The organism is Wolbachia endosymbiont (group A) of Ophion costatus, assembly GCF_963969245.1.
Taxonomy (GTDB): domain Bacteria; phylum Pseudomonadota; class Alphaproteobacteria; order Rickettsiales; family Anaplasmataceae; genus Wolbachia; species Wolbachia pipientis.
Map to the genome: position 1 here is coordinate 1,369,887 of NZ_OZ017714.1, position 13,755 is coordinate 1,383,641.

At 34.6% G+C, this 13,755-nt stretch carries 16 protein-coding genes and 1 pseudogene; 6 read left to right on the forward strand and 11 right to left on the reverse strand.

Translation table 11 applies throughout. From position 1 onward, the window contains the following. Positions 1–55: 55 nt before the first annotated feature. Positions 56–1,519, forward strand: a complete 1,464-nt coding sequence (locus AACH21_RS06910; RefSeq protein WP_186809127.1) for a hypothetical protein — start codon at positions 56–58, stop codon at positions 1,517–1,519. Positions 1,520–1,759: 240 nt separating this feature from the next. On the opposite strand, the gene AACH21_RS07180 is transcribed toward AACH21_RS06910, so the two are convergent. The 6 genes and pseudogenes from AACH21_RS07180 to AACH21_RS06930 all read right to left on the reverse strand — a co-directional run bounded on the left by AACH21_RS07180 (position 1,760) and on the right by AACH21_RS06930 (position 3,934). Beyond that, the gene (locus AACH21_RS07180; RefSeq protein ID WP_081600772.1) at positions 1,760–1,924 is read right to left on the reverse strand and encodes an IS3 family transposase; all 165 of its coding nucleotides are present in this window, start codon (positions 1,922–1,924) and stop codon (positions 1,760–1,762) included. Continuing rightward, a complete protein-coding gene (locus AACH21_RS06915) occupies positions 1,914–2,048 on the reverse strand; it encodes a hypothetical protein (protein WP_338482380.1) in 135 nt (44 codons plus the stop codon). The genes AACH21_RS07180 and AACH21_RS06915 overlap by 11 nt, the downstream gene beginning before the upstream one ends. Positions 2,049–2,162: 114 nt before the next feature. Beyond that, on the reverse strand, positions 2,163–2,504 hold the full coding sequence (locus AACH21_RS07185) for an IS3 family transposase (RefSeq protein ID WP_095866567.1): 342 nt from the start codon (positions 2,502–2,504) through the stop codon (positions 2,163–2,165). Positions 2,505–2,525: 21 nt separating this feature from the next. Further along, positions 2,526–2,810: a transposase gene (locus AACH21_RS06920; protein ID WP_038198869.1), complete on the reverse strand. Its 285-nt coding sequence runs from the start codon at positions 2,808–2,810 to the stop codon at positions 2,526–2,528. A gap of 72 nt (positions 2,811–2,882) precedes the next feature. Further along, positions 2,883–3,535 (reverse strand): annotated as a pseudogene (locus AACH21_RS06925) (IS630 family transposase); the annotation flags it as partial. 33 nt (positions 3,536–3,568) lie between these two features. Continuing rightward, positions 3,569–3,934 (reverse strand): transposase, encoded by a 366-nt coding sequence (locus AACH21_RS06930; RefSeq protein WP_155969141.1) that lies wholly within the window; start codon positions 3,932–3,934, stop codon positions 3,569–3,571. 33 nt (positions 3,935–3,967) lie between these two features. Between AACH21_RS06930 and AACH21_RS06935 the strand changes: the two genes are divergently transcribed. From AACH21_RS06935 to dnaN, 5 genes are all read left to right on the forward strand, one after another. Beyond that, complete coding sequence (locus AACH21_RS06935; protein ID WP_265023556.1) at positions 3,968–4,177, forward strand: hypothetical protein; 210 nt, start codon at positions 3,968–3,970, stop codon at positions 4,175–4,177. A 205-nt stretch (positions 4,178–4,382) separates the two neighbouring features. Beyond that, on the forward strand, positions 4,383–5,066 hold the full coding sequence (locus AACH21_RS06940) for a P44/Msp2 family outer membrane protein (RefSeq protein ID WP_338482519.1): 684 nt from the start codon (positions 4,383–4,385) through the stop codon (positions 5,064–5,066). A gap of 318 nt (positions 5,067–5,384) precedes the next feature. Further along, a complete protein-coding gene (locus AACH21_RS06945) occupies positions 5,385–6,278 on the forward strand; it encodes an RNA polymerase factor sigma-32 (RefSeq protein ID WP_338482520.1) in 894 nt (297 codons plus the stop codon). Further along, positions 6,271–6,768 (forward strand): invasion associated locus B family protein, encoded by a 498-nt coding sequence (locus AACH21_RS06950; protein ID WP_006279310.1) that lies wholly within the window; start codon positions 6,271–6,273, stop codon positions 6,766–6,768. Before AACH21_RS06945 ends, AACH21_RS06950 begins: the two co-directional genes overlap by 8 nt. A gap of 123 nt (positions 6,769–6,891) precedes the next feature. After that, a complete protein-coding gene (gene dnaN, locus AACH21_RS06955) occupies positions 6,892–8,049 on the forward strand; it encodes a DNA polymerase III subunit beta (RefSeq protein WP_236514700.1) in 1,158 nt (385 codons plus the stop codon). A 98-nt stretch (positions 8,050–8,147) separates the two neighbouring features. Here dnaN and AACH21_RS06960 read toward each other — a convergent pair whose 3' ends face one another. The 5 genes from AACH21_RS06960 to ribF all read right to left on the reverse strand — a co-directional run bounded on the left by AACH21_RS06960 (position 8,148) and on the right by ribF (position 13,701). Further along, entirely contained in the window at positions 8,148–9,530 is a 1,383-nt protein-coding gene (locus AACH21_RS06960; RefSeq protein WP_007548562.1) for an IS66-like element ISWen3 family transposase, read from the reverse strand. Positions 9,531–9,619: 89 nt separating this feature from the next. Further along, a complete protein-coding gene (locus AACH21_RS06965) occupies positions 9,620–10,939 on the reverse strand; it encodes a pitrilysin family protein (RefSeq protein ID WP_338482522.1) in 1,320 nt (439 codons plus the stop codon). Continuing rightward, positions 10,926–12,266 carry a pitrilysin family protein gene (locus AACH21_RS06970; protein WP_338482523.1) on the reverse strand — a complete coding sequence of 447 codons (1,341 nt, stop codon included), beginning with the start codon at positions 12,264–12,266 and terminating at the stop codon, positions 10,926–10,928. Before AACH21_RS06970 ends, AACH21_RS06965 begins: the two co-directional genes overlap by 14 nt. A gap of 29 nt (positions 12,267–12,295) precedes the next feature. Continuing rightward, positions 12,296–12,772: a signal peptidase II gene (gene lspA, locus AACH21_RS06975; protein WP_006279329.1), complete on the reverse strand. Its 477-nt coding sequence runs from the start codon at positions 12,770–12,772 to the stop codon at positions 12,296–12,298. Then, positions 12,769–13,701, reverse strand: a complete 933-nt coding sequence (gene ribF / locus AACH21_RS06980) for a riboflavin biosynthesis protein RibF (protein ID WP_010082493.1) — start codon at positions 13,699–13,701, stop codon at positions 12,769–12,771. The genes lspA and ribF overlap by 4 nt, the downstream gene beginning before the upstream one ends. Between the last annotated feature and the right edge of the window lie 54 nt (positions 13,702–13,755).

The following is a 13,755-nucleotide window of genomic DNA, read 5'->3' on the forward strand; positions in this document are numbered from 1 at the left end:
ATCTTAATAACTATAGCGTAATCAATGCAGCATAGTAATTAACTTTGGAGTGAATATGCATGGGTCAGTCGAAAAATCAACAGTAAAATTAACTTCTTACGAACAAACAGGTGACAATAGCAAGATAACACTAAAAGATCCACCATCGCCTGAAGAAGCAGGAAATGCTATCTCAAGTGTACTGAATGTAGTACCACGTGTGCAGGGAATGTCACATGAAGAATCAGATGATGAGGAAGTGGATCCTACTTATGCATCTGTAAATCGACAAAAAGATGGTGATGGAGCACCACCGATTTTGCCAAAAGCTCCAGGGTTACAAGACAAAGAAGACAAAAATTTGTTTGGTCTTAGTACTGAAGTACTACCTCCTTCCCTAGAAGAAACAAAAGGTGAGACTCATGATTGGGTATCACAAACAGCAAGTTTAGGTTTAGGAGGATTATCTGGTAATGGATCAGAAGAACATATTTATGCAGCTATAGACCCAAATGCAAAATCTTCGAAAAAGAGTTTAGACAGTGGAATAGGTGGTCAAAACTCAAAAGATGATTTAGGTGCGTCTTCAAATACTTTACCATCGTATAAAAGCAAAGATGACTCTGAAGAGTCTTTGTCACTAAATTCTGATATAGGTAGCACAACAAATAAAAAAACAAACAGATTCTTGCCAAGAGCAAAGTATGCCATGCAGCAGAAGGGTTTTATAATTTTTGGTGCAAGTGCTATTATACTCAGTATATCTGCAGCTTTATTATATTTACAAGATAAAGCAAAATTTATTGCATTTTTTACAAACAGCCCAAAATATATCACTATACCAGTTATCGCACTTGCTGCATTGCTTACAATTGGTCCAATATTTTTTGCAACAAGGCAATTTATAGATACTGAAGAACATTCCATTCAAAAAAAAGATGCGGATAAAATTTTAGCTGAGGTGTTGGAGCACCAGCCAAAAGATAAAGCTATAAAATCTGTAAGACTGGAATATAGCAATGGCACTCATTCAAATTTTGTACTTAATGCTTGGGAAGCTAAACAAGGCTTCACTAACATTGACGAAAAAGTAATTACTAGAACTAATAAAATAAAATCAGTAATTAACGACAGACCAATATTTACTGCATTATTTACTGGTGTAGTTGCTGCAAATATAGCGTTTCCTCTAGGGCTACTTGCAACACATGGTGTTAATGGTGTACAAAAATTTTACCAAAACCCTTTGACTAATAACATAGGATTATCATTACTTATAGGTTCTGGTATACTTGCATTACTCATTGTGGGTTTTGGCATACATTATTATAGAAAAACAAATTGCACTAATCTTATATATTCGCAGGAAAAGATTGACCCTGAAAGCGTTAACAAGAAATTCATTGAAGAAATAAAACACGAAAGAACAAATGTTCTTGGGGAAAACCACGGTAAAGACGCTAAACGCAGCAGCTTAACGCTTGAGCAAGTTGTGGTTCAATCTCATAATTGTAAGGATGTTGTTTATAGTGTCGGTTAATAAAATGCATGATATAGCTAGTGCAGCCCTACGTCATACCGCTGCAGACCGTCATACCGCGATTCATTCGCGATATCTCTAGATCCCGCTAACACGTAGCGGGATGACGATTGTCAGGGTAGCACCTCCCTCCCCTGTCATCCAAGTAGCTGACTGACCTTACCCAGAAAAAGTGGAGAGAAAGTTTGGAATGTTTTTCACAAAGAGAATGATGAATCAAAATGCTCAGGAATGCAATAGTTAATAGTGACGTTGTTTGTTATAAAAAATTTCTATATATTCAAATATAGCAGTTTTGATATGCTGTTTAGAGTGCCGAGAGGTGTCTATTGGTAACTCCCTTTTTAGAGAACTGAAGAAGCTTTCCACAACAGAATTGTCGTAACAACAACCTTTATGACTCATCTATGTTTTTTATGGATAAGAGATATTGATAACCTTGCAAAGTATATTGTGAACCTTGATCACTATGTAATAGTAGATTTTTGGCAGGTTTACGCTTGTTAACGGCCATTAATAAAGAGTCCATAACCTATTGTTTATTTATTGAACTGCTCATTAACTACCATGCGTGAATATAGATCGATTATTGTTGCCAAATATAGCCATCCTTCTTTGGTTTTTATATAAGTAATCCCATACTTTATTTGGTTGATCGACAATAAAGTTTTGGTCTAATATATTGGGAGCTACTGTCCGTTTGTTGTTTCTTAATTTTAAATTTTCTTCTCAATATAGCCTGAATACCATTTTTCTGCATAATACTTTGCACTGTTTTTAAGTTGCAACTTTTACCCAAAGCCTTTAATTCAGCATGAATTTTAGGAGCTCCATATCTACATTTAGAAGCTTGATATATTTTTTGAATATCTGCTAATAACTCTTTATTTGCTGATTCTCTACTGCTTATTTTCCTTGTAGTCCACTTATAGTAGCCACTAGCAGAAAACCCTACATAATTCCTGCACTTTATAGTGTTTACTATGCTCTTTTATGAAAAAATATTTTACTCTTTTTGACTGGCCAGGGCTTTTTTTAAAATGTCTCTTTCTCTTGTTACTTTTGCTAACTCTTTCTGTAAATCAAATCTCTCTTTGTCATAAGGTGCTACATCTGGAAATGCATTTGCCGCTGACTTTTTTTCGTTATATTTCTTCATCCATTTTCCTAATACACTATCCCTTATTCCTAGATCTCTTGCTACTTTTGCAACTGGTTGACCTACCTTTCTTTGTTCATTTGCCAGCTTAACAGCTTCCAATTTGAATTCTGCCGTATATTCTCTTGCCATTTCTAATCCTCCAAAATTTTATTTTACCCGAAAAAACTCCTTTCTTTCTCTCCACTTTTTCTGGGTAAGGTCAGTCTGTCCAGGTTCCAAGATCGGTGTCAAAAATTGCTCAAACCATCCATTAAAAACATCCATATTACAGTGGCCTTCAAAGGTTAACGGAACAACTATCTTTCTTCCACTTAAGGCTGCAACCATACTGATTCGTTGAGTTTTCTTTCCAGATTTTAAGGCATAAAACCGCTGTCCTTTCTGGCAATATCCGTAGGGGTAGTCTTCGGTGTTATCAATGCCAGACTCATCTATATACACTAAGTTTTTAGGTTCTTTTGTCGCTATAATTTTCAAAAATTCAGCACGTTTTTCTTCGTTTCTTTCCTTGTATCCATATGTCTTTTTTTGCGCGTAAATCCAATTTTTTTAAGGGCTCGATAGATCGTTTGGATACTAACGTTGTTCCAAAGTTTAGCCATTTCCGATAGAGTCTTTCCTCCGTGTTCTCTGGCAAATTTGGCAAAGGTACCCCAGTCGGTAATTTTGTGATTGTAACCCCCATTTCCAAGTTTTTTTGATTGAAAGTCTCCTGTTTCTTTTCTTCTTTGCTGCCACTCCCATAAAGTAGTTCGTCCAATCTTAAATCTTGCTGCCACTGTTTCTCTGCTTTCTCCTTCGTCTAGCGCTTCCATTGCTTTTTTTCTTAAATCATAACTATATGCTGCTGGCATTCAACCTCCTTATCATCATCTACCCTTATCCTATCACATCCGGACTTTTATGGAAAGAGCTATATTTTTATCAATTCTGCAATCATTTATCTTAATATTAAGTTTCTTAAACCTTCTTGATGCTTGTGAATAGCTGATAACTGCCAAATCTCTTCCTATTTGTTGCAAATACCCTTTTATAAACCCGACTGTTTGTCTTAAACCAATTCTAAAGAAACTGACGATTATATGCACCAAAATCACAACTTTATCACTATAAATATAGTTGCCGCCCTGCATTTTTGGACAATTCTCGTACCAATTTTCTATGGCGTCATTGATATAACAAAAAATGCTTCCTCTTTCTTGGAGAAATTTGTTATATTCATGGCAGTTACTGACTCTCATTTTTTGTGGCATATTTTTTCTTCAACAGTTAAATGGCTATTTATAATGAATTTTGTCAGTAACTGCCAGTTCTTTTCACTTGAGCGATGCAACAAAGCCATCCCAGTGTCACGCACTGGGATGACAAGAAGAGGGTACTTGAATAAGAGGCATTGCCCTCCTGGTAGACTCAAATTGCAATGTTCGTGTAGTTATGGATTCATTCGCGGTATCTCATCCGCTAACAAGCAGCGGAATGACGAGGTCTTTCGATAGTAAATCTTACCTATGTTAGCTATACCAAAAAATCAAGAGTAAAAAAGTCGTGTAACTCTATTTATTCATTAATAAAATCTTTGTCTTCTCCTAAAAATTAGTTAAAATGTAGGATATTTTGTGTTATTAAGTTAGCACTTGACTTAACTTTAGTTGTTACTTAGACTGCTAAAGTGGAATTTTAATTTTTTTTACGAGGACAATTATGCATTATAAAAAGTTTTTTTCAGCAGCCGCTTTAGCAACGTTGCTAAGTTTATCAAACTCTGCTTTTTCAGATCCTGTTGGTCCAATAAGTGATGAAGAAACTAGCTACTACGTTCGTTTGCAATACAACGGTGAAATTTTACCTCTTTTCACAAAAGTTGATGGTATTACCTATAAGAAAGGCAATAGTGATTACAGTCCATTAAAAGCGTCTTTTATAGCTGGTGGTGGTGCGTTTGGTTACAAAATGGACGACATCAGGGTTGATGTTGAAGGAGTTTATTCATACCTAAACAAAAATGATGTTACAGATGCAAAATTTACGCCAGATACTATTGCAGACAGTTTAACAGCAATTTCAGGACTAGTTAACGTTTATTACGATATAGCAATTGAAGATATGCCTATCACTCCATATATTGGTGTTGGCGTTGGTGCAGCGTATATTAGCACACCTTTGGCAACTGCTGTGAGTAGTCAAAATGATAAATTTGCTTTTGCTGGTCAAGCAAGAGCTGGTGTTAGTTACGATGTAACTCCAGAAGTCAAACTTTACGCTGGAGCTCGCTATTTCGGTTCTTATGGTGCTAACTTTGATAAAACTGACAAAGACGGCAAAGGGGAACTCAAAGTTCTTTACAGCACTGTTGGTGCAGAAGCTGGAGTAGCGTTTAATTTCTAGTCTATCTCAATCTTGTTATCCCAGTGGGTTTTTTCTTGTCATCCAAGTAGCATGACACTGGGATCTAGAAAAAAGAAATGTGGATTCCAGTGTCAAGGCACTGGAATAACACTATTTGCTATGTGTTTAAGCTATAACGTTTACCATTGTACTGGTAGAATATCATCTAAAGTTACATGATGTTATCCAATTAGCTAACACTGCGGCCTACTGTCTCCAAGAAATTAGATGGAAAATTTTTACTTTTTTCAAATCAAAGCTTGAATTTTTGCTGGAAAATCAATATATTATATGCATGAAGTTTTAATTTAAGTTGTTATGTTGACCTCAATGGCAAACTTATGTGTCGATAGCAGAACCAATCTCATGCAATATATTGCTAGGGTGCAAAAATTTCCTATGCTGTCTCAAGAGGAAGAGGTACGATTAGCAAAAAATTGGAACCAACATAAGGATGTTTCTTCTGCTCATAAATTGATTACCAGCCATTTGAATTTGGTAGTGAAAATTGCAATGAAATTCAAAAATTATGGACTATTGTTGATGGACCTGGTCATGGAAGGAAATATGGGTTTAATGCATGCAGTGAAAAAGTTTAATCCTGATTTAGGGTTTCGTTTTTCAACTTATGCGGTGTGGTGGATTGAAGCTTCAATAAAAGACTTTATATTGAAATCTTGGTCGTTTGTGAAAATAGGCACAACGCAAGCACAAAGAAGATTGTTTTTTAGTTTACGTAAAATAAAAAAAAGAATTTTACAGTATACAAACAGGGAAACCTTAAATAATGAAGAAATAAAAGCAATATCTAATGAGCTTTCTGTATCCGAAGGAGACGTTCTGCAGATGAATTACCGTATGGCTTGTAAGGATCAGTCGCTAAACGATTGCATAAAAATAGGTGATGACTCTAAAAGGGAGCTACAAGATATGATCCCATGTAACTTGGTCAGTCAAGAAGTAACCTATCAGAATCATGAAGAAAAAGAATTAAAAGAAACAATTTTAAACAATGCACTAGCGAGCCTCAACGAAAGGGCAAGAGACATTTTTATCAGTAGATATTTGTCTGAAAACATTCAAACTCTGGATGAACTTAGTAAAAAATATTGTGTTTCAAGAGAAAGAATAAGGCAGTTGGCTGAGCAGGCGATGGCTAAGGTAAAACAATATATACAATCTGAAAGTTTGAAATTTGGTTTGCATGCGTAGTTTTTTTATATTTCTAATATTTTTTTCGATAGGCGCTTTTGCATCGGTTAGTGATGTACAATTGAAGGAAAAATATAAAGATTGGCTCGTGTATACTGCATTGGAAGATGGAGAGAAAGTATGTTATATTGTATCCTATCCTAAAAAAAAAAGCGAATATTATACAACCAATCGCAAGCCGTATGTAATGGTTAGTTATGTTGATAAAAAAGCAGATGAGGTAAGCGTTACCTCTGGTTTTCAGTATGATAAGGAGCCTGTAGCTCTCAATATCGACAAAAAAATTAAATATACACTGCCCATAATACAGGGAAGTTTTGCGTGGGCAGAGCATACAAAAATAGATCAAGATCTCATTCTAAAAATGAAGCAGGGATTATCAATGGTAGTTAATGGAAAAACAAAAACAGTGACCATTGATGATACTTATTCCCTACTTGGTTTTCAAAAAGCGTATCAAAAAATGCATGATTTATGCCATACAAAGTAAATTATTGTAACAGAATAGGTAATTTTCCAGTTGTAGTATAAAACAGACTGCCCTTTCGATAAATAGCACTTTACTTTATATGGGATGTGGATATCATTTAAAATATATTTTTGAGAGTTAGCAATGTCAGAGGTTGCAGGTGTAGATACAGAAATCAAAAAGCAAAATTCTGTGTGCGAGCAGATGCGTTTTAGCGTGAGCCGCACAAGTCTTTTAAATACATTATCCAGAGTAAGTGGAGTGGTTGAAAGGCGTAATGCAATAGATGTTTTGGCGTGTATAAATATCAAAGCACAACACGGCAGCATAAAATTAATGGCAACTGATCTTGACATTTCAATGTTTGCCTCACTTGCTGCAACCGTATTAACAGAAGGAGAAGTAAAAATTTCAGCGCATACTTTACATGACATAGTGAAGAAGTTACCCGCTGATTTGGATGTCAATTTTGAAGTAAACAACCAAGGAAAATTATTGATGTCTTGCGGAAATGCAAACTTTTCTTTACCGAATGTAGTTTCAAGCAGCTTTCCTGCTCTTGAAGAAGACAATTATAAACATGATTGTACTCTACTAAATACAGACCTGATAGACTTATTAACTAAAACAAAATTTGCTGTATCACTAGATGATACAAGGTATAATTTAAATGGAATATATCTACATACAGATGAGCAATTTCTGTACTGCGTTGCAACTGATGGCCATCGTTTATCATGTATAAAGAGGCCAAAGCCTGGGAACATCAATGGCGAATTTGGTGTGATCATTCCACGTAAAACTGTTATGGAGCTGTTAAAAATATTGGACGATTGTAATGAAATTAAAGTAAAACTCTCAGACAGAAAAATCAAGTTTACATGCGGTGAATATATTCTAATATCAAAATTAATAGATGGAACTTTTCCAAATTATAAAGCAGTTATTCCAGCATCTCAAGATAAGCATATGATTATTGAAAGTAAAAAACTTTCAGACGTTATAGATCGAGTTTCCGTTGTTGTATCTGATAAAGTAAAATCTATTAAATTCTCACTACAAGAAAAGCTGCTAACTCTGCATTCAAACTCCCAAGAGTGCAGTGATGCAACTGAATCCATAGAAGTGGACTACAATGAAGCCCCTATAGAAATAGGGTTCAACTCGCGTTATTTACTTGATGTTCTATCCTGCATAAAAAATAAATGTAAGTTTAGCTTAGCCGATGGTAATAGTGCTACAATTATCACTGATGAAGACGATTCAAGTGCATTATATGTAGTAATGCCAATGAGAACTTAAACTCGTCATCTCGCTGCTTGTTAGCGGAATCTGGAGATACCGTGGCGGTATGGCACTTATTTCACTAGCTTTTATTAGTATCCGTTCAGGAGAGTGGTTTAAGAAACAATAGATAGGAGATTTTGGAAAGGATTGAGACCCCTTTGTTTCCAAGTTAAGTATAATGAAATTATCCGCTCAAGGAATGTATTTCCCCGCTTTGATTGTGTAAAATATGAGTTTTTGCGATAAACGACATAATGCCGAATTTGCCGTTCAGCGTGGTTATTTGTCAGCGGAATATTTTCTGGGTCATCTAAAAATTTCCACATCATTCTTTCAGATCTCAGAACATTTTTTGCAACTCGAGAGGCTCCAATTGCTTCAGGTAAACGAGATATCTCCTTCAAGTAATACTTTGTACGTTTTCTTAATTTTCTGGCACGTCTGACAAACCTCAAAACATCTATCTCACTTTTTAGTAAAGCTTTTTTTAGTGCAAATAATTCAGTGGCCACGTTTCTCAAGTAACAACCCAGAACTTTAACTTCAATATTCCAACTATGTGCTAATCTTTCAAAATCTCTTGATAAATGTGCCCAACAGATTTGCCTGTTTTTATCGGCAAAATAATTGTATGCTGCATACCTGTCAGTTATTACCAAGCTATTGCGATTGCAGAATTTACTATTTTGTAAAACTTTCATTCCTCTTGACTCTGTAAATTTTACAAAACTTGCCGTATTGCTTGCAAACATCCAACACCAAGCGAGTTTACCTTTGTTATAATGGCTCGTTTCATCAATATGTAGAACTTTACTCCTACTTATCTCTTGTTCGATCTGCTCATACATTTTTTTGCATTTTGAAGCAACTCTGTGTTCACTATTTGATATGCTACCGACGCTTATGTTCAAATTGAAGATATCATTTACGACACTCGCTATTTCGCGTTTTGAATTTTTGTAGAATCCGCTGAACGCTGCAATTATTGACTTAACCCTTGGACCAAATGTATCTGGCGTAACACCTTCCGGTAACTTGCTACTTCTTCTCTTTCCGCATCTCCGACAACGGCCATGTTCTAACTGATATTCCACTACATAAGGCTTGATTTCTGGAAGATCAACTTTCTGATGAATATATGGTTTTTCACATATTGCAATTTCTCCTCCGCATTCGCAAGTATTAGGCAACTCTATCTTTACTACTTTATCTGCATCCATGTTGGCGCGAAAACTTCCTTTATGACCAACCTGACCGCCAATATTCCTTTCGCTTTTCGGCTTATTCTTTTTTATTTTATACAACTCTTTGGAACTTGGTATTGATGAATTTTTTGAGCTTAAACCGAGTCTTTCTCTTAACTCAGCATTTTCTATCTTTAAAGCCTTATTTTCTGCTTTTAAACTTTCATTCTCTTTTTCCAATCTTTCTATTTTTGCTTCTAACCTTTCTATTTTTTGCTGTAAATTTTTGCAAAGTTCTAAAAGGTTTACCATATTACTTCACTTTTGCTCTATGATTATCTTCTTAGATCACCTTGTCTACCTTATTCTGCCACTCCGCTGAACGGATACGAAAGTATTAATTATTGACCCTGAGCGTTTTTTCCAACTTCAACGAAAAATAAATTTTCGGGTTCCAGTAAAGAACTTGCCAGCTCGTTTACTTTTTCTAGCTTTACGTCATTAATGAGACTTACAAAATTATTTAGACGATTAATATCGCGATTACGTACCTGCATACTAGCCAAGAACACTGCTGTGTTTGCGTTATTAGATAGGGAAAAGATAAAATTATTTACCATACTAATTTTTGTATCTTTAAATAATTGTTCATCAATTCCTTCCTTTTTTATCCTGCTCAATGTATCTCTTATTGCAGATATGGATTGACTGGCAGTAGAGCTATCAGTACTTAAACCTCCGGCTATAATATTTGCATGCGTATAACTAGCCATAGAGGCACTAATACCATAAGTAATTCCAAGATTTTGCCTTAGCTCTTTCATCAGCACTGAATTCAGCCCCATACCACCAAGCGCATTAACCAAAACTTGAGCATTATAGTAGTCTGGATCTTCATAAGCTATACCTTTTTGAGCAAAAAGTATCACACTTTGTGGTATATCCATAAAAATGTTCTTACTTTCTGCAGAACCAAAATCATCTTTCACAGGTATTTTTCTCACTTTTGATCTTTTTGACGGCAATTTAGATAAATATTTATCTAATAGCGTAATAATTTCTTCTTTTTTTGCACAACCAGCAACACTGATAACTATGTTATCTTTAGCAAAATTACGCTTTATGTATGTTAAAACATCGTCTCTAGTAATGCTCATTATAGTATCAAGAGTACCGTACACACTTTTTGAGTAAGGATGTTTTTTAAACAATAACGTATCTAATTCTTTTCCAGCAACAAAATAAGGATTTTTTTCAAGATTATTAAAATCAACTTTGGCTTTCTCGAAAACTCTATTCAACCCTTCAGGGTCAACTTTAGGACGTATTATAGCATCGCTAAGTAGTGAAATACTTTCTTCTAAATTTTCAGACAAAGTTTCTAATGACACTCCGAAACTTTCTAAATCGGGGTAAAAAAGTAAATTTATTCCTTTGATCTTCAGTTTTTTTGCAAAATCCTTAGCGTCATTTTCTCCTGCCCCTTCTTGGATTACAAGAGAAGTAAACCAAGCAAGCCCCTGTTTTTCTGCACTCTCATACACATAACCTGCATCTTTAAATGATATATTCAGTGAAACTTTTGGTAAAGCACAGTTTTCGACAAATAAAAACTTAAATCCTTTACGGGTAGTGACCTCCTCTATATTTAAGCTACCACTTGCTTGTAAATTAAAGCTTAGGCAGAAAAAAAACAGAAGTACAAATTTACTTATTCTCATTGTTATCTCCTTTTGGTAATAAACGACCAATTAACTTATTGGAAGAAAAGATAGTACGAATTTTGTTATTTACATCCTCTAAATTAACATCATCTATTTTGCTATATGAAATATCTATTTCATCAAGTGGAATACCAAGTGCAAGGTGTGGCACATAGAACATCGCTATATGAGTTAAGTCAGATAGATTATCAAACTGTGCTGCTTTGTATCTATATTTCGAGCTTTGCAACTCCTCATCCGTTATTCCTTTAGACATGAAGTTATTAATAGCATTATCTAACTCTCTTTCAACAATATCTAAATTAACTCCGCTTTTTGGAATGACCTGAATATCAATGTAGCCATCACTAAAAGCTAGGCTATTATAATAAGCAAACACTAATACTGCCACATCTTCATCTAAAACCAGATCATTATACAGTTTGCTGGATTTGCCGCCACCTAAAATTTCAACCGCTAAATGAGCAGCGGAAGCTTCATTTATATGCTCAAATAAGGGTACACGATAACGAAAATATAAAACTGGTTCTTTTACTTCAGTGCTCTCTAAGGTCACCGATAGACCTGCATTATGCACTGGATCCTGATTTGGGTAATTTCTCATTACAGGCTTAGCTTTAATTTCGCCATATTTTTCTTCTGCTAATTTCACTACTTCATCAAGTTCCACATCACCCACAATCAGCAATATTGCATTACCAGGGTGATAATAACTATCGTGAAACCTCACTATGTCATCCTGATTGTAAGTTTTGATATCGCTCTCCCAGCCAATAACAGATCTACCATAGCCATTACGGTAAAATGCACTATCCATTTCTTCCCACAACAAGTTATGAGGTTGGTTATCAAATCTCATTTTTCTTTCTTCCAGTACAATGTTTTTTTCTCTATCTATTTTGTCTTGAGTAACATTAAAGCTGCCCATTCTATCTGCTTCAACTTCCATTGCCAGTGGTAAATCTTTTTTGGGGACTAACTCATAATAACAAGTATACTCTTTAGTGGTAAACGCGTTAAATTGAGCCCCAATGCTACTCATAGTTGCTTCTATATCTGTGAACTTTCCTGTAGTTTCAAACATTAAATGTTCAAAGTAGTGAGCCAATCCTGCTTTGCCGATTGGATCATCCATTCCCCCAACTTTGTATATTACTGCATGTAAAACGGCTGGAATCCGATGATTAGAAACAACATAAACATCTAGTCCGTTACTGAGTTTAGTATATTTTATGTTGTGCTCTATGTTTAAAGCATTCGAAGAAATTGGGTAAGTAAAAAAAAGTACAGGTAGTATAAGAAAACTAAAAAACTTATGAAGCATTATTTCGACCTAATATAAAAACAATTATTTTATTCCTCATTTTGTTTAGAAATAAGCATATCGTATATATACCACTTATATAACAATGTAAACATTCCACAAACTATAGATAAATCTGCTAAATTAAAGGCTGGCCAATACCAATCATCAATATGAAAATATATGAAATCATATACAGCTCCCCAATAGATCCTATCAACTACGTTTCCGATTGCTCCACCAATCATCAGAGAAAAACCAAGGTAAGTTGACTGATCGTCAGACTTGTATATCAAATATGCAAGTATACCAATTATTAGTATTGAAAATGCTGAAAAAAAGAAACCGCCATGTGGTAAAGCGCTACACATTCCAAAACTAATACCTGAATTCCAAACTTCAACTAGTTTTATAAAACTAGCGATCTCAATTGATTCTCCTTCATCAATCAATGAGTTTATGTACAATTTGCTCGTTTGGTCAATCAATACTATAATTAATATAACAACTAAGCATAACTTTTTCATAAATTTGCCTTTAACCTATAAACTTTAAGTATATCATAATTTATCTGTTTTGTTAACTCCTCAATACTATGGAATTTTTTTTCTGACCTTATGAATTTTAAAAGTTGTATATTGACTTTATGACTATATACGTCTTCATCAAAATCGAATATGTGCATTTCTATTATAGGCTTTTTCAGATCCTTAAAAGTAGGTCTCATACCAATATTGACTACTCCATATAACCAATTTGGATTACTATCAGGAAAAGTCACTCTAGCGTAATATGTGCCAAACTTAGGTTTTATCATGCAATCTTCTATAGGAATATTTATGGTTGGAAATCCTATTTCTCTACCTCTACATGCACCTTTTGTCACAACACCAGAAACTTGATAAGGCCTGCCGAGCAATTTATTAGCAATTTCTATTTCGCCCCTTTGTACATACTCCCTTATTGAAGAAGAAGAGCAAATTTTGCCGTCAATTGTTAATGGCTCTAATTTAGTCAAAGAGTATCCATATATTTCAGAATATTTCTCTAGAGTTAATATATTACCCAATCGTTTATGACCAAAAGTGCAATTTTCTCCGACAATTATGTGTTTAGCGCCATATTTATCTATTAAAATCTCACTGATAAAGTCATCGCAGCTAACCTCAGAAAAACCTCTATTAAAATTAATAATATATAAGTAATCTATACCATAGCTGCTGATTAGTTCCTTTTTTTGTTCTTGGTCTATTAACCTAAAATTGTTTCTACCAAATAAAACAGTTGATGGGTGAGGCTCAAAAGTTAAAACTGCAGAGGGTAATCCTCTTTCTTGTGCTACCTTCTTTAGAGTAGAAATTGCAAACTCGTGTCCTAAATGAATGCCATCGAAATTTCCGAAGGTTAGTGCTATATTATTTTCTATCCCTTGCTCACAATTATAAATAATTTTCATACAATTTGATGTTTTTACATGTTTCTTATATATAATAACTATATTTTAGTAAGC

Excerpts from the sequence above, each read along its gene's own strand:
- AACH21_RS06910 (WP_186809127.1), top strand. The coding sequence starts at position 56 with ATGCATGGGTCAGTCGAAAAATCAACAGTAAAATTAACTTCTTACGAA.
- AACH21_RS07180 (WP_081600772.1), bottom strand. The coding sequence starts at position 1,924 with ATGAGTCATAAAGGTTGTTGTTACGACAATTCTGTTGTGGAAAGCTTC.
- AACH21_RS06915 (WP_338482380.1), bottom strand. The coding sequence starts at position 2,048 with ATGGACTCTTTATTAATGGCCGTTAACAAGCGTAAACCTGCCAAAAAT.
- AACH21_RS06920 (WP_038198869.1), bottom strand. The coding sequence starts at position 2,810 with ATGGCAAGAGAATATACGGCAGAATTCAAATTGGAAGCTGTTAAGCTG.
- AACH21_RS06930 (WP_155969141.1), bottom strand. The coding sequence starts at position 3,934 with ATGCCACAAAAAATGAGAGTCAGTAACTGCCATGAATATAACAAATTT.
- AACH21_RS06935 (WP_265023556.1), top strand. The coding sequence starts at position 3,968 with ATGAATTTTGTCAGTAACTGCCAGTTCTTTTCACTTGAGCGATGCAAC.
- AACH21_RS06940 (WP_338482519.1), top strand. The coding sequence starts at position 4,383 with ATGCATTATAAAAAGTTTTTTTCAGCAGCCGCTTTAGCAACGTTGCTA.
- AACH21_RS06945 (WP_338482520.1), top strand. The coding sequence starts at position 5,385 with ATGTTGACCTCAATGGCAAACTTATGTGTCGATAGCAGAACCAATCTC.
- AACH21_RS06950 (WP_006279310.1), top strand. The coding sequence starts at position 6,271 with ATGCGTAGTTTTTTTATATTTCTAATATTTTTTTCGATAGGCGCTTTT.
- dnaN (WP_236514700.1), top strand. The coding sequence starts at position 6,892 with ATGTCAGAGGTTGCAGGTGTAGATACAGAAATCAAAAAGCAAAATTCT.
- AACH21_RS06960 (WP_007548562.1), bottom strand. The coding sequence starts at position 9,530 with ATGGTAAACCTTTTAGAACTTTGCAAAAATTTACAGCAAAAAATAGAA.
- AACH21_RS06965 (WP_338482522.1), bottom strand. The coding sequence starts at position 10,939 with ATGAGAATAAGTAAATTTGTACTTCTGTTTTTTTTCTGCCTAAGCTTT.
- AACH21_RS06970 (WP_338482523.1), bottom strand. The coding sequence starts at position 12,266 with ATGCTTCATAAGTTTTTTAGTTTTCTTATACTACCTGTACTTTTTTTT.
- lspA (WP_006279329.1), bottom strand. The coding sequence starts at position 12,772 with ATGAAAAAGTTATGCTTAGTTGTTATATTAATTATAGTATTGATTGAC.
- ribF (WP_010082493.1), bottom strand. The coding sequence starts at position 13,701 with ATGAAAATTATTTATAATTGTGAGCAAGGGATAGAAAATAATATAGCA.